This window comes from Paenibacillus sp. FSL R10-2796, from assembly GCF_037965315.1.
Classification (GTDB): domain Bacteria; phylum Bacillota; class Bacilli; order Paenibacillales; family Paenibacillaceae; genus Paenibacillus_AQ; species Paenibacillus_AQ odorifer.
On sequence record NZ_CP150178.1, the window covers coordinates 4,826,103 to 4,850,355 of the forward strand.

The following is a 24,253-nucleotide window of genomic DNA, read 5'->3' on the forward strand; positions in this document are numbered from 1 at the left end:
GTCTTTATAATTCCAAGATATGATATCTATAAAAGTGATAGTCTGAACCTATAAGCTGAGTTAGGGTGTGTTGGAGGTATATTAGAGCGATGTGTAGGAGCGTTGTGCAAGCAGGATGTGTTGGAGCGTTGCGCAAGCGCGATGTGTAGGAGCGATGTGCAAGCGCGATGTGTAGGAGCATTTAGTTGTATTTTGTACATCTATATTCCTGTGAATCATTCGTTAATGAATATAACTGTATTTTGTGCAGCTATTTTCTTGAATTATCGCCCTTTAGCTGACAACACTAGTTTTTAGTTGTATAGAATACACTTAAAACCAAAATGATCCCTTTTGCATACGAAATAGCTGTACAGAATGCAGTTATCTTTCATAGCTACCCTCAAGATCCGGCGTTAAAAATATACCGTGAGAGGATATCGGATACTTCGGTCAGTGTGGAAGGGTTACTCTCTTGAAATCAGGCTCAGCAAATCCTGGGGAGTGATGAAGTGAATGCTCTTTCGGGTTACCTATACAAAACTATAATCCAATAGGATATACTTATAAGTAAATCATTTCCCTAAGGAGTCCATATATGGAACTGAGACAACTGCAGTATGTGCTGCAAATCGCAGCCGAAAAAAACTTTTCACGTGCAGCGGACAAGCTGCATATTGCCCAGCCCTCGCTCAGCCAGCAGCTTTCCAAACTGGAAAAAGAGCTCGGCGTAATGCTTTTTCAGCGTAATACCAGCTCAGTTGAGCTGACCTACGCAGGTTCTAAATTCGTTGAACAAGCCCAGATTATCATTGACGCAGTGGAGCTGCTGCGACAAGAGATGTCCGACATATCAGAACTGCGCACTGGACGTGTAGTTGTGGGCAGTATGCCGATTACAGGTGCACATCTTCTGCCGCATGTGCTTCCAGTTTTCAAACAAAATTATCCTGAGGTAGAAATTACGCTGCTAGAAGACTCGTCGATGAACCTAGAGAAGCTCACGGCAAGTGGTCAGACCGATTTAAGCCTGCTCTCCTTACCCCTCGAAATTCCTGCTCTAGCTTATGAAGAGCTTGGAGAGGAAAGAATTGATCTTGCCGTCCCTCCTGAACATCCGCTCGCTAAACGAATCTTAGATGGAACACGGACCTCACTTGAAGAGCTTAAGGACGAACCTTTCATCGTACTTAAGGAAGGTCAGGGCTTCCGCAAAATGACTGTGGAGCTGTGCCGGAAAGCCGGATTCGAGCCACGAATCGTTTTCGAGAGCAATAATATGGAAACCGTTCAATCCCTAGTGGCAACAGGTATGGGCGTGACTCTTGTTCCTCGTTTTATCGCTCGTGCACCGCGAAGTGAATTTGTTCCAGTCTACTTACCGCTCGCTGATCCAGTGCCTAGTCGTACGCTAGTTGTAGCATATCGACGCGGACGATATTTATCCAAGGCCGCAAAGGCTTTTGTAGAAACATTCAAATCAACCGTGTCTGAATTAACGGAAGAATAGAATATATACAAATAAAGTGCCCCAGTAACCATTCGCGTGGTTGCCGGGGCACTTTTTCAGGTAAACCTCTTTTAACAGTACTAGATTATTTACGCAAATTACGCTGTGTAATCAGGCGGTTCTGATCATCCGACACACGTGCTTTACTTGAATCAGCCAATCCCTTATCAACTGGAGCCCCGGTGTGCTCTTCCACAAATTCACGAGTCACACTATTCTGAAGCTCTGCTACTTCGTTTGAATCTTGATTCTGTCCCTGCTCGGCATTGTTGTCTTTAGTCAATTTAATCCACCTCCTGGTAACAGATTATAAGTTCTTTACCCCTTCTCTTTGAGGTTAAACATAATATATAGAGCTTTCTGCATGAAGAAATATATCCTACGTTTTCCCTTTGCAATGCAACCAGCTCCATGGTATTCTATTGAAAATAAGTGAAACGTGCAGACGGGACCAGTAAGAATGAGTCTAACCGCGCCTAGAGAGTAGATTCCGACAGGCTGAAAGAATTTACCGCGGTTTTCGTTCCGAATCCTACCCCCGAGCGGCCTGTGTCTAACAGGACGGATCCTCCCGTTATGAGAATGAAGTCGGATGATCCCTCATCAATGAAGGTGGTACCGCGGAAGTTTATAAGCTTTCGTCCTTTGCTAAGTCTAAGGATGGGGGCTTTTTGTTGTTTTCAGGACTTAATAAACGAAGAGGATGTGGACAGAAATGACGACGCGAATCGTGGTCAAAATAGGCAGCAGCTCGCTGACCGGACCCGAGGGCGGTTTGAATCGTGAAGCAGTCTCCTTTTTTGCCTCAGAGATTGCCGAGTTGAAGAAAAACGGCTGTGAGGTGTTGTTAGTAACCTCTGGTGCGGTAGCCGCAGGCTTCCGCAGTATCGGTTATCCAGCACGTCCGAAGCTGCTACATGAGAAGCAGGCCGCTGCGGCTGTGGGTCAGGTACTGCTGATGCAGGCTTATCAGGAAGCTTTTGCCCAGCATGGAATTACTACCGCGCAAATATTGCTGACTCGCACCGATTTCTGCAGCCGCAGAGCCATGAATAACGCTATGATGACTGTAGAAGAGCTACTTCGCCAAGGAGCGGTGCCCGTATTTAACGAGAATGACACTGTCTCCGTAGATGAACTGAAATTTGGCGATAATGATACCCTCTCTGCGCTCGTAGCCAACCTGTTAAAAGCCTCTAGACTGCTTGTCTTAACCGACATGGATGGTTTATACAGTGGAGATCCCCGCAAGCATCCGGATGCTGTCCGTTATCAGTTCGTAGATGACATTACACCAGAGATATATGCTATTGCTGGTGGAGCTGGCTCTAGTGTTGGAACAGGCGGTATGCGATCCAAAATCGATGCGGCCAAGATTGCTACTCGGGGTGGTGTTCCTGTCTTTGTCGGGAGAGCCACCGAACCTGGTGATTTACAGCTTGCTGCAACGGGAGAAGGCAGGGGCACTTATTTTGCAACGAAGCTATCCTCTCTTCCCGTCAAAAAACAATGGTTAGGCTTTATGTCTACCCCTCTCGGCTCCCTATACGTGGACGAAGGGGCTGTAGAAGCTTTGCTACATGGCGGACACAGCCTGTTGCCTGTAGGCGTCAAACAGACAGAAGGTAGTTTTCACGCAGGAGATGTTGTAGAAGTCCTTGGACCCGACTCCAAATTGCTTGGACGTGGGATTGTAAATTACGATGATGCTCAGCTGCGCAGCATTCAAGGTCTGCCAAGCCGTGAAATTGTACCGAAGCTGGGAGAAGTACACCGGCTTGAGGTCATTCACCGTGACGAATGGATTACACTGAGATAAGCATTTTTTTCAATTCAAATATAGGGAGGAAACGTCATGAGTGAAGTTATTAATAAGAGTAAATTAGCCAAGGAGACAACAGGAGTTCTAGCAAGCTTAACAACTGGCCAGAAGAATGAAGCACTGCTGGTCATGGCCGATGCACTTCGCCGCGAAGCTCCCGCCATTATCACCGCCAATGCGGAGGATTTGGAACGAGGAAGACTTAATGGAACTCCGGAATCCATGCTCGACCGGCTGGCATTAGATGTTGACCGGATTAACAGCATTGCCGAAGGCTTGCAACAAATCGCTGTATTACCGGACCCTATCGGTGACACGCTAGAAAGCATTGAACGTCCTAACGGCCTCAACATCCAGAAGCTGCGTGTTCCGATTGGTGTGATCGGCATCATCTACGAAGCACGTCCCAATGTTACTGTTGATGCTGCGGGTCTATGTCTCAAAACCGGCAACGCTGTTGTGCTGCGCGGGGGGTCCTCTGCCCTGTCCTCCAACCGTAAAATTGTCGAGGTTCTGCACAATGCTCTTGCTGAAACCTCAATGCCGCCTAACGCGCTTCAGCTGATTGAAGACCCAAATCGTTCTTCAGTAGATGAAATGCTAAAGCTGAACGGACTTTTAGATGTGATTATCCCGCGCGGAGGCAGCTCTCTTATTCAAAATGTAGTCCTTAACGCAACCGTTCCCGTAATTGAAACTGGAGCAGGCATCTGCCATACTTATCTCGATGCAACTGCCTTGCCAGAAATGGCACAGAACATTAGTTTAAATGCCAAAGCTCAGCGCCCTTCGGTATGTAACTCTATGGAAACACTACTCGTTCATCAGGATTACGCGAGCAAATATCTGTTATCCTTAGCCGAAGCATTCCGTGAGGTTCATGTAGAACTTCGTGGCTGTCAACAAACCATCTCTCTTGTCCCATGGGTATTACCTGCAACCGTAGAAGACTACGCTACAGAATACAATGATTATATCCTTAATATTAGAATCGTCAGTGATTTGGAAGAAGCTATGCAGCATATCGCCCAGTATGGCACGAAACATTCGGAATGTATCGTAACAGAAGATCAGGAGAACTCCACACGCTTTTTACAAGAAGTGGATGCTTCCGCTGTTTATCACAATGCCTCAACCCGCTTCACGGATGGCTTTGAATTTGGATTCGGTGCAGAGATTGGTATTAGTACCCAGAAACTCCACGCTCGTGGCCCGATGGGTCTGCCTGCACTAACTTCAACCAAATATAAGATCTACGGAACGGGACAAATTCGGGGTTAGTATACACGTTTAAGTATTCTATCACACAACTTTTAGGAGGATTTTAGCCATGTGTCAGCAACCTTCAGTTCCACTCATGAATCATAATATTGTTTTTTATGGCGCAGGCTCCATGGCAGAAGCCATCGTTCGCGGGATGATTAGCCGCAATATCGTGAAGTCCGATAATGTCATCATGCTCAATCGCAGCAGCAGTGAACGTCTGGCAGAATTAAAAAGCCGTTATGGTGTAATAGGCACAAATGATCCCGAACAAAAAATAGAATACCTACGTAACGCACCAGTAATAGTACTGGCAATGAAACCTAAAGATGCTGCAGAATCCTTACGCGGACTAGGCCCGCTTCTTTCTCCGGATCAGATTGTAGTTTCTGTCATTGCAGGTCTATCTATTCGAACCATGCAAGGTCTACTTGGCAAAGCACAGCCTATTGTTCGCACAATGCCTAACACCTCCAGTTCCATCGGTCTGGGTGCCACTGGTCTAGCCTTCTCCAAAGAAGTAGACGAAAGAGGCCGTCGCCTTGCTCTTAATATCTTTGAGGCTGTCGGGCTTACAACAGTCATTGATGAGGAACGTATGGAAACCTTGACCGGAATTTCAGGCAGCGGGCCTGCGTATATCTATTACATGATGGAAGCCATGATCGCCGCTGGTATCCGTGGTGGGCTGCCACTTGATCAAAGCACCGAATTAACTGTTCAAACTGTGCTGGGAGCTGCCCGAATGGTACAACAGACGGGAGAAGAACCCGCAGCACTTCGTAAGAAGGTTACTTCCCCTAACGGTTCAACACAAGCAGCTATAGAAGTGCTTGAACGAGGGGAATTCTTTGAAACTGTGATTGCTGCCGTTAACCGATGTGCCGAGCGCTCACGTGAAATGGGTGCTGCCCTAGAGAAAGAGCTTCGTTCTTAACCAAAAAAAGATCGCAGCCCATCCCCTCATCGGGTGGGAAGCGATCTTTTTTTACCTTGTTACAACATTTCCATAATTATCTCTTACGATTACCTTTAGATTTACAGGAGCCGCAACGGTCACGTTCAACGCATTCCTGGAGTTATCGAATACTAGATGTCTAGGTATGTCTCCTAAGATAACGTAAAATGTGTCTCCGACTTGCTTAGTTTGCAACAGCCGCTTCTCTTGCTCTTGCTTGAGTTGCCCTTCTGCCGTGGAATAACTCCCAAATACATTCAACTCGTTCCCAGCCGTTCGATCAACCATAATTCCATAAGGTTCGGCAGCCTGGATTATAAGTGTACCTACACCCTGTGGAACATTCCCCTTCCATTCCGGCAAGGAATAATTCTCCTCCGTAGATGAGATCACATGTCTAAGTTCCTGTGTTAATCCTAAAGAGCTGACTCCTGCGAATACTAAACAGCACACTGCCAGAAATCCGACGAACAGAACACTTAGCACATCATAGTACATTTTCCCTTTACCACGGAACCATAAGGTGTAAATTACAATTTCTAAACCAAGTAAGATAAAAATGAGCGGCCACCAAGCAAGCGTTGTCTCGAACACATCCGCTCCTTTCCACTGCGAAACCATTATTAATGCCCCGAGAAATAAAAGGCTCAGTCCCATCGACAACGTACCTACACGCCAACTTCTAGATTTCCCTTCGTTCACTGGAAACTCGCTAGTTACCATGACTCCCGGCTCTACTTCTATTGGATTATTCAAGATTGACCCCCCGCCCCTTTTCTACCTTTATTATTCTTACTTCCAGTCATCAGCTTCACCCCTCCACCAATCAATAACACGGATACGACAATGGTCTTAAAATATTCATTTACGCGATATTCCAGCCGCCATTCTGGAAATCTGATATCGATGGCAGGAACTGCGACATTCACAACAATAAAGTATAATCCGAGGCACATCAGGACTGCTCCGAGCCAGCCTTGATGATTTAAGAAACCTTCGATAACCGGCTTATCCTGCAAAGGTTCACGTCCATATCGGCTAACTAACTGTAAGCCATCGAATAAGCTATAGAACCAAATGACCGGGATAAGGAAAAAGAGCAATGTTAACCGCAATAGATCCATGACATAAATACTTCCTAAGAAAAGAAGCATGAGCTGGAGCCCTCTTTTTTGCAGTCCCAGATACATCTGTCCAGCACCAGGAAATGCGGATAGTAATGTCGCTAATACTTTGCTGCGTCGTCCTTCCTCACGTCCAGCCTCCATCTCTTCGAATAATGTGCGGTCAACAAGCATTTCTCCTGCTTGTTTACGATGGATCAACTGAACTGCATCAAACATGCAATACAGCCAAATTACTGGCAATACTCCAAACAGCAGCAAAAATGCATCACTCGAAGTAATTCCAGCCAAGAATAACATAACGGTCATGAATCCGAAAAATGAAATCAGAAAGGATAGTCCACGCTGCATCAGCCCCATATGAAAATGACCCAATCCAGGAATGAAAGACAATAAGATGACATGCACACGTTCATTATCCTCCGTCTTTACGGGCATAGTAGAACTAAAATCCAGCATTGATCCATCAGGTGCTACAATTGGAGTGGGCATTTGCAGTAATTTAATCACCAGATGAATCATCGAAAGGATCCATAGAAGTAAGAATCCGATCACGCCCAATGCCAGAATTCCCTCATCCCCTTCCGCCATAGCGATTAAGAATGACATAAATAACACACCAAAGCTTAGCAAAAAATAAACAATCCCTTGTGGGCGTCTTCCCATATAATAATGACCTGCTCCAGGAATCATATTAAGAAAAAGACCCTTAATTTTATTACGCTGCTGTTGCATTGTTCATTTCTCCTCTCATTTCTGTCTTCCGTCCATAATCCGGCTCAACCATCCGCTGGTGGCTTGCATGAATTGTTCGCTATAAGATGGCGAATTCTCTTTCTTAGGGACAACAAGCTCCATTTCACCCGTGAGTAACTTATCAAACATCCCGGAAGACATAATCAACAGCGTTAACGAAGCAGCAACGGCATAATGAAAGATTGTTTTTTCATACCAGCGATAACGCCGTGATCCTTCTTCTTGCCCCGCTACTTCTTCTATGACTACTGAAGATCTCACCGTAGCCACCCAATCTCCCATAACTCTCTCTGTAAAAACAGACGAATTCTCCAATGAAGGCAGATCCTCCTTTAGCTCATCCAGCATCTCCATATATGAAACAAATATGTCTTCATCCTCGAGCAGCATTTGTTCCCATTCTTCTCGTTCTATACTATCTTCTTGCCCTTCAAGATAAGCTTTTGCCTGCTCGCGGCGAATTAAGTTTTCTCCACTCTTCATCATAGCCATTCGTCCTCCTTCCAATGTTTTCGCATCCATTGTCTCGCCCTATATAGTCTGGACTCCACCGTCTTCAGAGTAATTTCATTTTCAGCAGCAATTTGCTCATATTTTTTATTTTCCAGATAATAAGCCACCATAATTTCCCGATGACCCTCCGGTAAATTGTTGATCTCACCCGACAGACGATTCATCCGGTCACGACGGACAACAGTGGCTAGTACATCCTCCTCATTAGAAGGTGTCTGGCTCAGCACAAGCTCATAGTCAACAGGTAACTCTCGTAGCCGATCACGTTTACGTTTGGCATCAATAGCCTTATTTAAGGCGATCCGCGTAATCCATGATTTTAAGCCTTGATAACGGTAGTCAGGGAGAGATTTATACATCTGAAGAAAAGCTTCCTGAGCAGCGTCTTCAGCCCCTTTGACTTCACGTAATACAGAATAGGTGATTTTGTATATATGCTGACTGTATGTATTTACAAACTGACGAAACGCATCTTCGTCTCCTTGGCAAATCCGCTTGATTAATAGCTCTTCCTCAATGACTCTCCCCTCCTTCCCACAGCAATAGACGCTGAGTTCTTCGCCTACCCCTGCACTTATCTAAAAAAATAAAAAAAGAACCGTACAGACTCTAGCAATAGCTAAAGCAATACGGTTCTCTCCTAAACGATCTATCTTCCACCATTGCGGAATTTTTGTGTATATGTCTTAACATCCTGAGCGTTCTTGACCCGGTTACGGGCCCATTCCAGCAATATCCGGTCGATATAACGAAAATGAACCTTCCCCGCAAATACGGATTCCTTGAGTGCTAACAGAATCAGCTCCTCAGGATATCGGTCTTGATCCACCCAGCTGGAAATCGTCTCACATTCCATTGGAGACAGCGGGCGCCCGAATTCCTTCTCGAAAATACTGAATAGATTCCGGCTTTCCTCTTTATCTCCAAGAGAAGAAGGAGATATGGGGGGAGTTCCGAATCCTCCACCTGACGCAGCAGCCCGGGGAGCTGATGTTGCATATGCCCCCTTGTCCTTATCTTGCTCATTTTCTTGTACAGCTGTCGCAAGATAAGCACCTAGCTTTCCATATAGCCCTGAGAAATTGTAGCGTTCATAATGGATATCTCTTAGCTCATCGTTGTCTCCATCGATGCTAATGAAACCCTCCTTCATGAGCTTCTGCAATTCTCCGGCCAGAACGGAAATGCTGCGACCAGTTACGACCTGAAGCTCCTCCAGAGAAGGGAACTCAATCCCTTCCACTTGCCTGAAGGAGAGCAGATGAATCAGCAGCATGGCTTCACTTCCGCTTAAATTCAGCTTCCGGTAATACTTCAGTAAAGCGTAAGGTATGACGGCCATTCCGTTCTCCAGACCGAAGGAGACGCCTTCGCTCCAGGTACTCCATGTCTTGCCGTCCATGTGCTTCCCCCTTTGTTCAAATCCTAAGAACTTATGGGTAGAGGCGGTACAGTGTACGTGGGAATGGAATAGTCTCACGTACATGGTCAAGACCACAGATCCAAGCTACAGTACGCTCAAGCCCAAGTCCAAAACCGGAGTGAGGTACAGATCCGTAAGTACGCAGATCCATGTACCATTTATAAGAATCCATCGAAAGATTGTGCTCTTTATAACGCTCTTCAAGCAGCGCAGGATCATCGATCCGCTGTGAACCCCCAATAATCTCTCCATAACCTTCAGGAGCGATCATATCAGCACACAGTACGACTTCAGGACGATTTGGATCCGGCTTCATGTAGAACGCTTTGAATGAAGCAGGATAATGAGTAATAAATACAGGTTTATCGTATGCTTCAGCGATTGCTGTTTCATGAGGTGCACCAAAATCATCACCCCAAGCAATATCTTCAAAGCCTTTATCATTCAAGAACTTGATCGCATCGTCATAAGTAATGCGTGGGAATGGTGCTTTGATATTCTCAAGCTTGGAAATATCGCGGCCTACCGCTTCCAACTCCGCACGGCAATTCTTCAATACGGATTGCACTACGAAGCTAATAAACTCTTCCTGAACCTTCAAGCTTTCTTCATGATCTGTGAAGGCCATTTCCGGCTCGATCATCCAGAACTCGATCAAGTGGCGACGAGTCTTAGATTTCTCCGCACGGAAGGTGGGTCCAAAGGAATATACACGGCCCAGTGCCATAGCTGCAGCTTCCATGTACAATTGTCCGCTTTGGGTCAGGTAAGCATCCTCATCGAAGTATTTCGTGTGGAACAAGTTAGTAGTTCCCTCTGCTGACGTTGGCGTCAGAATCGGAGGATCCACCTTTGTAAATCCGCTCTCGTTGAAGAACTGTTGGATTGCCCGGATAATCTCCGCACGAATAACCAGAACAGCCCGCTGCTTCGAGGCACGGAGCCAGAGGTGACGGTGATCCATCAAGAAATCAACGCCATGCTCTTTCGGAGTAATTGGATAATTCTCTGTAAGGTGCAGAACTTCAATTCCGGTAACAGTCATTTCAAAACCGGATTGACTGCGAGGCTCCTCACGAATAATACCGGTCACATACAATGAGCTTTCCTGTGTGAGGCTCTTAGCTGCATCCCATACCTCTTCAGGCACTTCTGATTTCACTACAACTCCCTGAATATAACCTGTACCATCGCGAAGCTGCAGGAACTGAATTTTACCACTGGAGCGCTTGTTGTTTACCCAACAACCGATAACAACACTTTCTCCAACATGTTCATTCACGTTCTTGATTACACTCTTGTTAGCCATGCCTTCAATCTCTCCTCTAATTTAGCCGTTAATTCCTTGCACAATACGGTTTGTATCACGTGCGATGACAAGTTCTTCGTTAGTCGGAACTACAAGCACCTGCACTTTGGAATCTACCGTAGAGATACGACGCGGGTCGCCGGAGCGAACTTTATTAGCTTCAACATCCAACTCAATACCCAGGAACGTAAGGTTATTTAGCAGTTTCTCACGTAGCAATGAAGCATTTTCACCAACACCAGCAGTGAATACGATAGCATCTACACCGTTCATAGCAGCCGCATAAGAACCGATATACTTGCGCAAGCGGTACTCATACATTTCAAAAGCTAGCGTGGAATTAGGCTCACCTTTTTCCATACCCTCAATAATATCACGCATATCACTGCTTACGCCCGAAATTGCTAGAAGTCCACTATGTTTGTTCAACATGGAGTTAACTTCTCCTACGGACAATTCTTCCTTGTTCATCACGTAAGGTACAATTGCTGGATCAAGATCACCACTGCGAGTCCCCATCATCAAACCTTCCAGAGGAGTCATACCCATGGAAGTATCCACAGACACTCCATCTTGAACTGCAGTTACACTACCTCCGTTACCGATATGACAAGTAATGATCTTCAGATCTTCCAACGGACGCTCCAAGTACTCCGCAGCAGCTTTGCTTACGAAGTCGTGTGATGTACCGTGTGCGCCATAACGACGAACTTTATATTTATTGTACAGTACTCTAGGAATCGCGTACATATAAGCTTTTTCAGGCATTGTTTGATGGAATGCAGTATCGAATACAACAACCTGCGGTACACCCGGCATATTTACTTCAGAAGCCGTAATCCCCATCATTGCTGCTGGGTTATGCAGGGGTGCAAGGTCAAACAATTGACGAATTTTAGTCTTGGCATCAGCGTCCACAAGTGCGGAAGCTTTGAAGAATTCACCACCATGTACTACACGGTGACCCACAGCATTGATTTCTTTAATGGATTCAATAACGCCATGCTCTTTATCCGTTAGGCAAGCTAGAACTTTACGAATCGCTGTGTTATGCTCCAAAATTTCACTTACTTCTGTTACTTCAGCTTTACCAGTAGGTTTATGGTTCAGAATGGAGGAATCCATCCCGATACGTTCCACCAAACCTTTAGCCAAAACGGATTCATCAGCCATATTGTACAATTGATATTTTAAAGAAGAACTACCGGAGTTAATTACTAGAATATTCATATACGGTCACCATCCTTGTCGTACTGGAAGAAGCCTTCGCCTGATTTCATACCCAATTGTCCTGCACGCACCATCTTCTTAAGGATCGTGGAAGGACGATATTTCAGCTCACCATATTCACGGAACATATTTTCGAGTGCAGCAAGAACCGAATCCAGACCAAATCTGTCAGCCATTTCAAGCGGTCCATATTGGAATTGATAACCAATACGCATAGCATCGTCAATATCCTGTGCGGAGGCAACGCCCTCTTGCAGTACATGCATAGCTTCGTTGATAAACAAGCAAATGAGGCGTGATGTTACAAATCCTGGGGATTCATAAATCATTACACCTTTTTTCTCAACAATTTCATCAACAAAGGATTTTGTATCTTCAAAAGTAGCATCTGAAGTTTTCAGACCGCGTACAATTTCAACAAGATCCACTTTAGCTACAGGGTATATGAAATGCATTCCGATCACGCGTTCCGGATACATTGTAGAACTTGCAAGTTCAGTCAAGCTAAGTGTTGACGTATTGCTGGCAAGAATAATGTGGTTTGGACATACTTGATCCAGTTGATTCAATATTTTTTTCTTTTCTTCTAAATCCTCAACGATTGTTTCGATAACCATGTCACAAGAGCTCAGCTCTGCGAAATGTGTCACTTTTTGAATGCGGCTAAGAATCAGCTTTTTCTCAGCTTGAGTGATCGCCCATTTCTCCAGTTGCTTATCTAGACTTGTCTCGATCATTTCGTAGGAGTAGTCCAGTTTCTCAGGGGTTTTCTCCACCAGCAATACATCCAGGCCCTTGGCTGCCAGCATTTCGGCAATCCCTTGTCCCATTGTGCCACCGCCGATGACACCAATTTTCTTGAAATTCATAAAAAAGTCTCCATCCTTTCAGGTATCTATACTTTTGTATTGTACCTTGTCTGTCGCAAAAATTTATAAAGCCCGACATATAATGATATCTTAGCATGCCTGAAAAGTAAAAAAAAATAACCAGCATAAATATTTATGCTGGTAAACGCACGCTGTCACGAAATTGACATCGAAATTGCTCTCCAGAGAGCACTTCTTCCTTCATTAAAATGTCAAGGGAGTAATCAAATACATTTCGTTGCTTTTCAAGGTGGTCGTGAGTACGTACCATCAATTCATCCAATATTTTACTGTTTTCCTTCATAAGCTCTTCAGTGGTAACCATTTCCAACTTGGCGATACCCAACGAAGTCAATCCGGATTTCATCATGGTTTCGACAATATTCAGGGCCTGATCAAAATCGCCACGCGAACCTGTGCTTCGTCCGCCATAATACATTTCTTCTGCAGCCGCTCCACCAAGTGCGATCATAATCTGATCTTCTAGATAATCTTTGGTGTACAAATACTGCTCTTGCTGAGGATTGTGACGTACATAACCAAGGGCTTGCCCCCGCGGAGTCAGCGTAACCTGACTAACACTTCCCGGACGAAGCAGTTCTGCCATAATGGCATGTCCCAATTCGTGGATTGCCACCCGTTTTTTCTCTTCGTGGTTAGTTTCTCTGTCCGTTTTTTCCCCCATCATAACCTTGTCAATCGCCATCGACAGATGCCGCTGCTCAACCTCTGTCAATTCCTCACGCATCATATAAATTGCTGCCTCATTCATAACACTTTCGAGCTGAGCACCGGAAAAACCATAGGCTTCTTCGGAAATTTTGTCGAGGTTCACATTGGCATGAAGCGGCTTATTTTTGGCATGTAATTCGAGAATCGATCTGCGGCCTTTTTTATCAGGCATGTCCACTTGAATATGACGGTCAAACCGGCCAGGACGCAGCAATGCTGAATCAAGCATTTCTTTACGGTTAGTGGCTGCTACCAGTAGAATGCGTGGTGTTTCGTTGTTATAGATCCCGTCCATCTCAGTCAACAGCTGATTCAAGGTCTGATCATATTCTCGTTGCTGTCCGCCTTCACGCTTACCGCCAATTACGTCAATTTCATCTATGAAAATAATAGCGCTTTGCTTGTTTTCCTTAAGGGCGCGGGTACGGGCATCCTTAAACAAATCGCGGATACGGCCGGCACCGACACCTACGTACATTTCTACAAACTCACTGCCTGATGCTGCAACAAATACAGAGTTCGTATAATGTGCTGCTGCTCTAGCCATAAGGGTCTTACCTGTTCCTGGAGGGCCTGTAAGCAGAATCCCTTTCAAAGGCCGAATCCCGAATTTGCTGATTTCCTCATGCCGGATCAAAAAATCCAACGCTTCACGAAGCTCCTGTTTTGCATTGTCTTGCCCGCCAATTTCTTCAAAAGTAAGCTTTGAAGGTCCATCCTTCTTGCGTTTCTTCCCGGCACCTGCATTTACCGCAAGTCCGCCTCTTAAATGAGCAATGATAAGTAAAGCCGTGAGCATCCCAGCAGCAATTACAATCGGGAATATATTAATGCCTAGAAAAGCCATGAAAATAAACAAGACAGGAACAAATCCGATTAGAATTTCTTTAAGGTATTTAGGCATTATTCCATACCCCCAATGTCGCAGGTTTTCGCGGCAAAATAATAAATTTGCTTTCTTTTCCATTACTCAAGCTTACATAGACATTATTGTCGTCAATTTCTGTTGAGGCTATCACATTTTTATATTGCGGATATTGCGCTTTGAGTCCATCAAGTTCTGTGGGTATAAGTGTATATTTACGGCTCTCCATGGCTTCAGCTACAGAGAACATCGCTTTATCCCAGTATTCATCCAGCAATTCACTGGAGTTCTGTTCTACATCAAGTTTTAGTGTACGTCCATCAATCATCGATTTTCCTTCTTGGGAGACGTACTGAACCAGCTCACGTAATTTCGTGCCTGGCTGGAGATCAAGTTTCAAAGTGACCTCATTGCGGTTAATACTGATATGAGAATTATTGACGCCCTCATATTGAGATACAATCTTCTGAAGTGGTTCCTGCATTGCAAACTGACGATACAAAAAGAAGCCACCAAACAATAGAGTAGCCGACAGTAGAGACGTTATCAGCACAGGTACAAGACGTAATTTCAAGAAACGTCCTCCTCTCAAAGATGACAAAATATAAAGCTCATTATAATAATTTATAGCTACTTGAGAGCTCATCAGAGAGACTGAAGTCTCTTATTGCTGTTCTAATTACAAGTAGTAGTATATCACAGGTGTATATACTAATTTCAAAATAAATGTGAATATATTTAAAATTTAATTTTTTAAATATTTCCATCAATACCAAATAAATTCCTCACTTTCGACAAAACCGGCCTTGATTTTTAATCAATCGGCCTATTTTCGTATGTGAATTTAAGAGAATATTCGATGATAACCACCCATTCAGTATATCACTTAGTATATCACTTTTGTACATCAAATAAATGTAAACAAGCGAACTTATTATAAGTTCGCTTGTTTACTATGACACCCTTAATTTCCTTATGTTCAGCTTAACTTTTAGGTAAACTGTAACCTTCGCCCATTCGGGACCCATCCGAAAAGCGATAAAATTGATAATAATACCGACCGCTCTGTTTATAAAAAAGCTGCCAAGCATACTCTCCGTTATATACTCCCGGCAGCAAGCGTTCAATCGTTATGTCCGGAAGATCAGCTTTGATAATGCCGCGTATTTGGGCTTCCGAGGTTCCTTTACTTAGTTCCTCAGCAAACACTGCGTCGTCGCCTTCAGCAAATTTTCCATCTACCGTAAAGCGGACCCAGACCATAAGAGCAGTCCCGGCTTCATTTTTCCCTGTTAATACCCAGTACACTGCATTTTCATCCCAAACCGATTTTTGTGCTTTGGTTACCTCTGTTAGACCCGCTCTGGTTTTGGCAACATCCTTAGCGATATCACGCTCGTTCCATTGATCTTTCATAATATAGGCATAGAACTGGATAAGTCCAAACCCCAGGAGCAGAATCAGAACTGACCCCAGGAGGATCCATTTTTTCCTTTTCTTCAAGGTACAGCTCCCTTTCTAGTAATATATCTTTTTTGATTATATAACACACCCGCGTGTTTATCCAAAATTTCATAATTTTCTAGGTTTCCCAGCCTTAAAAATACACAAAAGGCCGCAACTTTTGCTAAAAGCAAAAAGTCGCAGCCTATTATTTATTCGTTATTCTCCAGACTTAACGCTTCAATAAACCTTCGAAGGCTTCTTGCGCTTTACGCCGGATAGCTTCCTCATCCAGGGTTAAGCATTGTCCATGCTTGATGACCTGTTTACCATTCACCCACACATGCTCAACATCCTTAGCGCTAGCAGAGTAAACCGCATGAGACAACAGATCTGTGTGTGGCAGCAAATGCGGCTGATCGATATCAATAGCAATGAAATCTGCTTTCATCCCTACAGCAAGTCTGCCTACATTATTTAAAAAGATGGACTGCGCGCCATATTCTGTAGCCATACGCAGAGCCTCTGGAGCTGGAACAGCCGTTGGATCACCGCTGACACCCTTATGAATGAGAGCTGCAAGCCGCATCTCTTCAAACATATCCAAGTTATTGTTGCTTGCCGCGCCATCCGTGCCAAGAGACACCTTCACACCAGCTTTTAGAAGATCAGTAACCCGAGCCACTCCGCTAGCCAACTTCAAATTACTGCCCGGATTATGAGATACACCCACATTATGGCGAGCCAAGATCTCAATCTCTTCATCATTTAAATGAACACCATGTGCAACTATCGAGGGACGTGTGAACATGCCAAGCTTCTCTAAGTGAGCTACAGGACGCAACCCGTAATCCGCCACATTTTGTTCCACTTCACGTTTCGTTTCGGACATATGCGTATGCATCGGTAAATCCAGATCATGCGCTGCCTGCACGAACTTAACCAGGAAGTCCGGAGGGCAAGTATAAGGGGCGTGCGGCGAGATCATAGTAGTAATTCTGCCTTCAGCCTTTCCATGCCAGTTACGGGCAAAAGAAATCGCTTCCGCAAGCTTGTGATTCTGTACATCCTCTGGACATAACCCGATCACACCACGCATCAATACGGAACGGATACCTGATAACTCAGCTACCTCGGCTACTCGGTCCATATGATCATACATATCGAGGAAGGTCGTAGTTCCACCCTTCAGCATTTCCAATACAGATAAGGAGGTTCCCCAGTATACATCATCACCGGTGAACTTTTCCTCCATTGGCCACATCTTCTCCTGAAGCCACACTTGTAGCGCTAAATCATCTCCATATCCACGCAGCAAAGACATCGCCGCATGACCATGTGTGTTTACAAGTCCAGGCATGAACAGCAGACGGCTGCCATCAACCACTTGCACTCCAGCTTCCATCTGAGGCTCTTCTTTTCCTATGTAAGTGATTAAATCATCTTCAATAGTCATATATCCACTCAGAACCGGCTCATCCGTTCCCGGAGTCAGAAAATACCCGCCCTTAATTATCGTTTTATTGTTGTTCATGTTCGCTTTCTTCCTTTCCATCCCGCAAGTAATAAGCAAGACTTTGCAGATCAGTTGTAAAATCAGCTGCATGCACCCGGATATTCGGTGGTGTCTTCAGAATCACAGGGGCAAAGTTCAAAATCGCTTCAATCCCAGAAGAAATGAGAATATCTGCTACATTTTGAGCTTCTGAATCAGGTACGGTAATAATGGCAATGCGAATACCTTGCTCACGAATCGTGCTGCCTAGTTCATCCATCGGTTGCACAGTAAGGGAGTTGATCTTACGTCCAACCTTAGGAGCGTACGAATCAAATATAGCCGTGATTTTCATAGTATCTTTAAGATATGCATTGTAATTAGACAAGGCATGTCCGAGATTACCTGCTCCAACTAAAGCTACATTAAGCTGTTGATCCAGCTTCAGGATATGACGGATTTTCTCAATAAGATACGTTACATCATAGCCGATACCTTTTCTGCCGAAGTCACCAAAATATGCTAAATCCTTACGAATCTGTGCGGGATTAAGATCAAGCTTTTGTCCAAGTTCCTGAGAGGAAACTGTTAATATTTCGCGATTCTGGAGATCATTCAAAAAACGCAAGTACACAGGCAGTCTGCGAACAACGGCTTCTGATATTTTATCCGATTTCATATTTTTCCTCCTAAAAATAGTAATGTTCTTGTGAAAATCCATATTCAAACGTCTACCTCTCCTTATTAAGGACGGTACTGTAACACACCGCCCTTAAGGATAAGGAGGAGCTAAACTGAAGACGAGCGTTTTAAGAAGCGCCGCCATCCTCTAGCCATTCCGCTATGCGAGGGACCATTTGATCAGTAAGCATATGCTCCATTTTGGGACCAGGCAATGAATAAAGGAAATACTTCCCGTAATGAGATTCAATAACCCTTGTATCATAAACAATAACTATTCCGCGATCCTGCGCCGTGCGAACCAGTCTTCCGAATCCCTGCTTAAAACGAATAACCGCTTGAGGAACAGATAATTTCATGAACGGATTCTTCTTCTGGGCCTGTAATAACTCCGACTTCGCTTCCGCCAACGGGTGATTCGGCGGTTGAAACGGAAGTCTCACGATGGCCAGGCAAGTCAGTGCTTCACCTGGAATATCTACACCTTCCCAGAAGCTGCTCGTCCCCAGCAATACGGATGCTGCACTGTCCTGAAAGCGGCGGATCAGCTTGCTCCGGCTGCCACCTTCCACGCCTTGACCAAGCACCGTAATCTCTTGTGAGGCTAAAGCCTCTTTAAGCGGATCATATACCTGACGCAGCATTTTATAAGAAGTAAACAGAACCAGCATCCGCCCACGTGTTGTTTTAGCAGCTTCCGATAATGACTGTACGAGTGTATCGACAAATCGAGCATCGCCCACACTGCCCTTCACACTAGGAAAATCACGCGGTATAACTAACAGTGCCTGCTCGCGATACTTAAAGGGAGAAGGAAGAAGTGAGGTCATTAGACGTCCTTCTTCCGCAGCTTCGTTAAGTCCGAGATTATCAATCATAAATTGAAAAGATTTATCTACAGACAGCGTCGCCGAGGTAAGCACGATGCTTTTTTTCTTATCGAAGAACAACTCTTTAAGCTGGCTGCTAACATCCACAGGGACAGCATACATCTGCAGTGATTTGCTGCGGTAATTCCCATTTGCCTCCAGCCAATATACTACATTATCGTCATTCAGCCCCATAAAGAATCTTACTTGCTCACGGATGGAAGCCAAATCCTTAAATAAACCGCTAATATCAGTAACAAGACTGTCTGCTGAGGATTGGCTTTCCTGGTCGCGCATCTCGTTAAGCATTTTATCACCCTTACGGATGATGTCGCTTAACGTCAGATTCATAGTGTTCTCTAGTGCAACCAATTCATCCCAATCCTTCGGCTTACGGGCGGGAATCAAACGCATAACCAGTTGTCCCGCTTCCCCTGCCCCTGCATCACTGCGTTCCGGCAAAAGGCTGAACAGCTTGTCGCTGAGTGCATCCCAGGTTTCTTTGACGGTAAGCAGATCCGGGTAGATCCGATCGATGACTCCGCTCCATTCTGAAGCCTCTTCACTGCCTGACGACTGTAATATCTGGCGCAGAGCAGGAAGCTGTCCGTTTCGGCTATCTTTATACAGCCGCGATAATGTGTGTGCCACAGTGAAATGCTTCATATGCATGCCAAGATGTTTACCAGCCACATCTTCTAAATGATGTGCTTCATCAATGACAAGATGCTCGTAAGCCGGAAGCAGCTGGTGCCCAGCCTTAACATCTGCGAATAGCTTGGAGTGGTTCGTAATAACCACGTCAGCAATCCCAGCTTCATGCTTGGCCCTATGATAATAACATTTGCGGAACCAAGGACAAGAACGGCCCAGACAGGAATCGGTATCGCTTGCCACCGTCTCCCAGAAATCACCGCCCCGGCCGCTTAAATTCAGCTCTTCATCATCCCCTGATTCACTTTGAGTGAGCCATACAATCATCTGAGCGGCAGTAAGCGCATCTTCCCTTGGGCTTATAAAGTCCTTTTTATTAATTTTATGCTCAAACTTACGCAGACACAAATAATGCCCTCTTCCCTTAAAAATAGCAGCTTTAAACGGAAAAGGAACTACCTGCGTTAACAAAGGGATATCCCGCTCGCGCAATTGGTCCTGCAGATTAATGGTATGAGTGCTGACCATGACTTTTTCATTGGTGCGAACGCTTTGATAAATGGCAGGCAACAAATAACCGAGCGATTTACCGGTTCCTGTGCCCGCTTCGATCAGTAGGTGTTTGTCTTCGGCAAGTGCCGTCATCACCTCATTGATCATAATATCCTGAGCTTCCCGGCTTTCATACTGCGGTAATGTGTCTTTAAGTCGTTTGGTTACTTCGTCCATATAATCAGTAAAAGATAAATTCGCTAGCGGATTCTCAGCATGCTCATCTCTAGGTGGCGCTAACTCCGTCCAATCTCCTACTGCAAGCGCTAATTGACGATAGAAAGTCAGATCACCTTCGGGCTGTAGCGTCTCCGCTTCCCGCTCTCGCAGCAGACCATCAAAGTACCAGCCCAGATCACTATCCTCTTCGGTAAACAGCTCACAGAGTCTCTGGATCGTAAGCAGCGGCAGCTCGTAGAGCTCCTCAAGACATTTCAACAGCACTAAAGCAGTCGCAAGTGCATCACTATCTGCCTGATGCGGATGATCATGTGTCACTCCAAAATGAGCACTGACAGAGCTTAGTTGATAAGATGTGAGCGAAGGAAAGCAAATTTTCAGAAAATCAATCGTATCCAAAATCCGCCCTTGAAATGGCAAATAACCACAACGATCTAAAGCATTTTGTAAAAAATGGAAGTCGAAAGCGACATTATGCCCTACAAGCACAACATCATCCAAGAGCGGAACAAGCTCCATCATCATCTCATCCAGCTCAGGCGCATCCTTAACATCATCATCGGTAATCCCCGTCAGACCTGTTATAAAAGGAGGAATCGGCGTTCCGGGCTTGACATAGGAACCATATACCCGGGAGATGGACCGGTCTTCTTCTATAATTGCAAGGCCAACCTGGATAATTTCACCCACGGATTGGGTTCCTGTTGTTTCAAAATCAAGCACGGCAAATTTCATTATAATTCTATTCCCTTTCAATTGAGACTCTTAATCAGCATAACAGAAGTTGCGAAAAAAGGCGATGCACACCACTGGTTCAGGGGATGCATCGCTTGAATGGAAATTTCCAAAACCGTTATTCTTTTACAAAAGGGAAACCAGCTGATTTCCAAAATGCAGCTTCCCTCCACGACGGCGGCATACCTCTAAGTTAACGTTTGGTTCCGGAAGCGCAGGGTCATGCTGCAAAGCAAGATCAAACAATTCCTGCGCTTCATTGAAACGTTCCTGTGAGGCTCGTATGCACCCTAAAGCATTATAAACCATGGCTTTCAGCTTGGTTTCCCGTATCAAGCCCAGCATATGGTTCAGATGACTCCAAGCGGCCTCACCGTCACCTTCCTGCAGATAAGAGATGGCTAAATATAATCGAGCAGCCAAGCTATCCGGGTATTGCGCAATAACTTCTTTAAACTGATCAATACACTTTCCATACATCAGCAGCTTATAATACCCCTGACCTCTTACAAAGGAATCCATACACAGCTCTGGTGCTTCCTGTTCCGGCACTTCCTCTTCGACCACTGCTGTAAAATCCGCACTTTCGCGAAAGGAACTAAGCTTCTCAGCAAAAGCGAGCCATTCATCCATCACTTTGTCGCTCAGTCTATGCAGCATATTATAATTGCATAAAAGCTCGTTCCGGCGGGCACCCTCCGCTGTAGGGTAATCTGTTACGATCTCCTGAAGCACCTTGTTCATTTCAGCAAACAAATGTTGAAACATGGGCGATCCCCCCTTACTGAAGATGAAATCAGTTCAGCTTGCCTGACTTCATTTTCTGCGAGATCGGGGTCTTTCATCCCTGCCATTCATTACATGGCGTAAGTCCATACATTATGCGATTGTAGCATGCAATTCATGATCAGCCAGCTTCACTGGTTTGTTATTCTCATCCACGAATACCACCGTTGGCTTATGTGACTCCAGTTCTTCTGAGGACAACATCGCATAGGAAATGATAATTACTGTATCGCCCGGCTGAACAAGACGAGCTGCGGCACCATTAAGACAGATCACTCCGCTTCCACGCGGTCCAGGGATTACATAGGTTTCCAGTCGCGAACCATTGTTGTTATCCACAATTTGAACTTTTTCATTCTCAAGAATGTCCGCGGCTTCCATCAAGCTCTCATCAATGGTAATACTGCCCACATAGTTCAAATTCGCTTCCGTTACTGTTGCGCGGTGAATTTTGGATTTCATCATATGTCTAAACAAGTGCAGCAACCTCCTTTGGAATAAATACATTATTATCAATCAAGCGTGTTCTGCCAAACTTCACGGCGAGCGCTATAATAATTTCCCCATCCACTTCTGATAAAAGAGCTTCATCCTCTAATCCTTCAAGATCCGGGAATGTTAAGATCTCCGCGTAATCAATCAACGCTAAAGGGGAGCTGGAAATAACCGATGTCAACAATTCCCGCACTTCAGCAACGGTTGTTACTTTTCCTTCTTCAATGGACTGACGCGCTTCACGTAAGGAACGAGATAACACCAATGCCTGACTACGCTCCTCTGGAGACAAGAATACGTTACGTGAGCTGAGTGCAAGTCCATCCCCTTCACGAACGATCGGACAAGGAATAATTTCGACATTCATATTAAGATCGGACACCATTCGACGAAGCACAGCAACTTGTTGAGCATCCTTCAGCCCAAAGAAAGCATAATCCGGCTGTACGACATTGAAGAATTTATTAACTACTGTGGTTACACCATCAAAATGCCCAGGGCGGGAAGCCCCACAAAGCCGGGTAGTAAGCTCCGATACCGAGACCGTAGTCCGAGTAGGCTGCGGATACATTTCTTCCACACTGGGGATAAATACAATATCTACTCCCTCACGTTCAGCGAGTTCCAAATCACGACGCTCATCACGCGGATAGGAATCATAATCCTCGTTTGGCCCGAATTGCAAAGGATTCACAAAAATGCTCATTACCACTGTGTTGCTCATTTCTCCAGCCCGGCGAAGCAGACTGGCATGTCCGTCATGCAAGTATCCCATCGTAGGAACGAACCCAATCGGGGCGTGCCCGCCTTGTCTCATATACTCCAAAGCTTCGCGCAGCTGCTCCATGCTTCTGACGACTCTCATTTATTTCCCTTCCTTTCTTGCAGCGCCATATAAAGATTCCAAAACCGTTTCATCTGCATTAAAAACGTGACTTTCATCTGGGAAGGAACGTTCCTTCACTTCCTTCACATATTGGCTGATGCCCTCACGGATTACATTACCCACATCCGCATAGGTTTTGACAAAACGTTTCTCACGGTAAGGTGAGGCATACCGCAGCAAATCATGGAAAACCAATACCTGTCCATCACAGTAACGGCCTGCACCGATCCCAATGGTTGGGATGCTAAGCGCTTCAGAGATCGCTTGGGCTACTTCTTCCGTTACCAGCTCCAGAACGATTGCAAAAGCACCTGCGGCCTCAAGCGCCTTAGCTTCATCCATCAGGCGTTGCGCATCTTTGGCATCTTTGCCTTGAATCCGGTAGCCACCAATCATATTCACGGATTGCGGAGTAAGCCCGATATGTCCCAGTACAGGGACTCCCGCAGCTACCACCGTAGCTACAGTCTCACAAATCTCGAGTCCACCTTCCATTTTGACGGCATGAGCCCGCCCTTCCTGCATTAATCTGCGCACTCCCCGCAGAGTTTCATCTACACTTCCGTGATAAGTCATAAATGGCATATCCGCCACGATAAAGGTGCTTTGTGCTCCTCGGGTTACCGAGCGGGTATGGTACACCATATCTTCAATCGTTACCGGTAAAGTTGTATCGTATCCAAGGACTACATTCCCAAGAGAGTCACCAACCAAAATAAGGTCGATACCTGCTTCTTCTGCAAGAACTGCAGACGGATAATCATAAGCGGTCAGCATGCTCAGTGGCACACCTTCTGCTTTCATTTTTTTCATTTTTACAATATTTAGCGCTTGTTTGTTTGCCATTTCTCTTTTCGTCCTCCTTTTTTAAGTAACCTGCCCGTAAAAATCGCAACAAAAAAACCTTTTAGCAATCATTTGCTAAAAAGGTCCGAAGGGCAAAAAAGAGTCACTTGCGATCGTCCCTTCTGTCTCGGTCCTTACGGCTCAGAGCAGAATCCAACGTAACCGTCAAACGCAGTTATGAAGGTATTTCCAATAATAAAAATATAAAAAAGTTCTTCAGTTCAAGAGTACAGTTCGTTAAACGATACCGCCTCCGACCCATAGTATAACAAAAAAAG

General features: G+C 45.1%; 23 protein-coding genes. 4 read left to right on the forward strand and 19 right to left on the reverse strand.

All coding sequences use genetic code 11. The features are described from left to right. Nucleotides 1-577: 577 nt before the first annotated feature. Nucleotides 578-1,489 (forward strand): LysR family transcriptional regulator, encoded by a 912-nt coding sequence (locus NST58_RS21860; protein ID WP_076101451.1) that lies wholly within the window; start codon nucleotides 578-580, stop codon nucleotides 1,487-1,489. 85 nt (nucleotides 1,490-1,574) lie between these two features. Here NST58_RS21860 and NST58_RS21865 read toward each other — a convergent pair whose 3' ends face one another. Then, nucleotides 1,575-1,772 carry a hypothetical protein gene (locus NST58_RS21865; RefSeq protein WP_076101453.1) on the reverse strand — a complete coding sequence of 66 codons (198 nt, stop codon included), beginning with the start codon at nucleotides 1,770-1,772 and terminating at the stop codon, nucleotides 1,575-1,577. 432 nt (nucleotides 1,773-2,204) lie between these two features. Here NST58_RS21865 and proB point away from each other — a divergent pair, with 432 nt between their 5' ends. Genes proB through proC form a run of 3 tightly spaced genes read left to right on the forward strand, consistent with a single transcriptional unit; the run spans nucleotide 2,205 to nucleotide 5,511 of the window. Next, nucleotides 2,205-3,308 (forward strand): glutamate 5-kinase, encoded by a 1,104-nt coding sequence (proB, locus tag NST58_RS21870; RefSeq protein WP_076101454.1) that lies wholly within the window; start codon nucleotides 2,205-2,207, stop codon nucleotides 3,306-3,308. 36 nt (nucleotides 3,309-3,344) lie between these two features. Beyond that, nucleotides 3,345-4,592, forward strand: a complete 1,248-nt coding sequence (locus tag NST58_RS21875; RefSeq protein ID WP_076276716.1) for a glutamate-5-semialdehyde dehydrogenase — start codon at nucleotides 3,345-3,347, stop codon at nucleotides 4,590-4,592. Nucleotides 4,593-4,641: 49 nt separating this feature from the next. After that, complete coding sequence (proC, locus tag NST58_RS21880; protein ID WP_076134661.1) at nucleotides 4,642-5,511, forward strand: pyrroline-5-carboxylate reductase; 870 nt, start codon at nucleotides 4,642-4,644, stop codon at nucleotides 5,509-5,511. Nucleotides 5,512-5,562: 51 nt separating this feature from the next. On the opposite strand, the gene NST58_RS21885 is transcribed toward proC, so the two are convergent. The 18 genes from NST58_RS21885 to panB form a co-directional block, all read right to left on the reverse strand. Continuing rightward, on the reverse strand, nucleotides 5,563-6,288 hold the full coding sequence (locus NST58_RS21885; protein WP_339244206.1) for a hypothetical protein: 726 nt from the start codon (nucleotides 6,286-6,288) through the stop codon (nucleotides 5,563-5,565). Next, nucleotides 6,285-7,391: a hypothetical protein gene (locus NST58_RS21890; RefSeq protein ID WP_076127557.1), complete on the reverse strand. Its 1,107-nt coding sequence runs from the start codon at nucleotides 7,389-7,391 to the stop codon at nucleotides 6,285-6,287. The genes NST58_RS21885 and NST58_RS21890 overlap by 4 nt, the downstream gene beginning before the upstream one ends. Nucleotides 7,392-7,406: 15 nt before the next feature. Continuing rightward, nucleotides 7,407-7,904: a hypothetical protein gene (locus NST58_RS21895; protein WP_143761903.1), complete on the reverse strand. Its 498-nt coding sequence runs from the start codon at nucleotides 7,902-7,904 to the stop codon at nucleotides 7,407-7,409. Next, nucleotides 7,895-8,503, reverse strand: coding sequence for a sigma-70 family RNA polymerase sigma factor (locus NST58_RS21900; RefSeq protein ID WP_176462568.1), 609 nt, complete (start codon nucleotides 8,501-8,503; stop codon nucleotides 7,895-7,897). Before NST58_RS21900 ends, NST58_RS21895 begins: the two co-directional genes overlap by 10 nt. Nucleotides 8,504-8,574: 71 nt before the next feature. Continuing rightward, nucleotides 8,575-9,327 (reverse strand): DnaD domain-containing protein, encoded by a 753-nt coding sequence (locus NST58_RS21905; protein WP_076192183.1) that lies wholly within the window; start codon nucleotides 9,325-9,327, stop codon nucleotides 8,575-8,577. 31 nt (nucleotides 9,328-9,358) lie between these two features. Next, nucleotides 9,359-10,657: an asparagine--tRNA ligase gene (gene asnS, locus NST58_RS21910; RefSeq protein WP_036676308.1), complete on the reverse strand. Its 1,299-nt coding sequence runs from the start codon at nucleotides 10,655-10,657 to the stop codon at nucleotides 9,359-9,361. A gap of 21 nt (nucleotides 10,658-10,678) precedes the next feature. Continuing rightward, nucleotides 10,679-11,887 (reverse strand): acetate kinase, encoded by a 1,209-nt coding sequence (locus NST58_RS21915; RefSeq protein WP_036676305.1) that lies wholly within the window; start codon nucleotides 11,885-11,887, stop codon nucleotides 10,679-10,681. After that, nucleotides 11,884-12,756 (reverse strand): 3-hydroxyacyl-CoA dehydrogenase NAD-binding domain-containing protein, encoded by an 873-nt coding sequence (locus NST58_RS21920; protein ID WP_036676304.1) that lies wholly within the window; start codon nucleotides 12,754-12,756, stop codon nucleotides 11,884-11,886. The genes NST58_RS21915 and NST58_RS21920 overlap by 4 nt, the downstream gene beginning before the upstream one ends. Nucleotides 12,757-12,889: 133 nt before the next feature. Continuing rightward, nucleotides 12,890-14,392, reverse strand: a complete 1,503-nt coding sequence (locus tag NST58_RS21925) for an AAA family ATPase (RefSeq protein WP_076276715.1) — start codon at nucleotides 14,390-14,392, stop codon at nucleotides 12,890-12,892. Further along, nucleotides 14,385-14,927, reverse strand: a complete 543-nt coding sequence (locus NST58_RS21930; protein ID WP_076127549.1) for a hypothetical protein — start codon at nucleotides 14,925-14,927, stop codon at nucleotides 14,385-14,387. The genes NST58_RS21925 and NST58_RS21930 overlap by 8 nt, the downstream gene beginning before the upstream one ends. Nucleotides 14,928-15,337: 410 nt before the next feature. Then, on the reverse strand, nucleotides 15,338-15,856 hold the full coding sequence (locus NST58_RS21935) for a DUF5590 domain-containing protein (RefSeq protein WP_036676299.1): 519 nt from the start codon (nucleotides 15,854-15,856) through the stop codon (nucleotides 15,338-15,340). Between the two features lie 172 nt (nucleotides 15,857-16,028). Then, on the reverse strand, nucleotides 16,029-17,330 hold the full coding sequence (locus tag NST58_RS21940; protein WP_076183988.1) for an amidohydrolase: 1,302 nt from the start codon (nucleotides 17,328-17,330) through the stop codon (nucleotides 16,029-16,031). Further along, a complete protein-coding gene (locus NST58_RS21945; protein WP_036676294.1) occupies nucleotides 17,317-17,970 on the reverse strand; it encodes a redox-sensing transcriptional repressor Rex in 654 nt (217 codons plus the stop codon). Before NST58_RS21945 ends, NST58_RS21940 begins: the two co-directional genes overlap by 14 nt. A 130-nt stretch (nucleotides 17,971-18,100) precedes the next feature. Continuing rightward, nucleotides 18,101-20,962 (reverse strand): ATP-dependent DNA helicase DinG, encoded by a 2,862-nt coding sequence (dinG, locus tag NST58_RS21950; protein WP_339244208.1) that lies wholly within the window; start codon nucleotides 20,960-20,962, stop codon nucleotides 18,101-18,103. Between the two features lie 126 nt (nucleotides 20,963-21,088). Then, the gene (locus NST58_RS21955; RefSeq protein WP_076127543.1) at nucleotides 21,089-21,730 is read right to left on the reverse strand and encodes a hypothetical protein; all 642 of its coding nucleotides are present in this window, start codon (nucleotides 21,728-21,730) and stop codon (nucleotides 21,089-21,091) included. A gap of 111 nt (nucleotides 21,731-21,841) precedes the next feature. After that, nucleotides 21,842-22,225, reverse strand: a complete 384-nt coding sequence (panD, locus tag NST58_RS21960; RefSeq protein ID WP_036676288.1) for an aspartate 1-decarboxylase — start codon at nucleotides 22,223-22,225, stop codon at nucleotides 21,842-21,844. Then, the gene (panC, locus tag NST58_RS21965) at nucleotides 22,218-23,108 is read right to left on the reverse strand and encodes a pantoate--beta-alanine ligase (RefSeq protein WP_076218403.1); all 891 of its coding nucleotides are present in this window, start codon (nucleotides 23,106-23,108) and stop codon (nucleotides 22,218-22,220) included. The genes panD and panC overlap by 8 nt, the downstream gene beginning before the upstream one ends. Continuing rightward, nucleotides 23,109-23,975, reverse strand: a complete 867-nt coding sequence (gene panB, locus NST58_RS21970) for a 3-methyl-2-oxobutanoate hydroxymethyltransferase (protein ID WP_076127540.1) — start codon at nucleotides 23,973-23,975, stop codon at nucleotides 23,109-23,111. Nucleotides 23,976-24,253 lie beyond the last annotated feature (278 nt).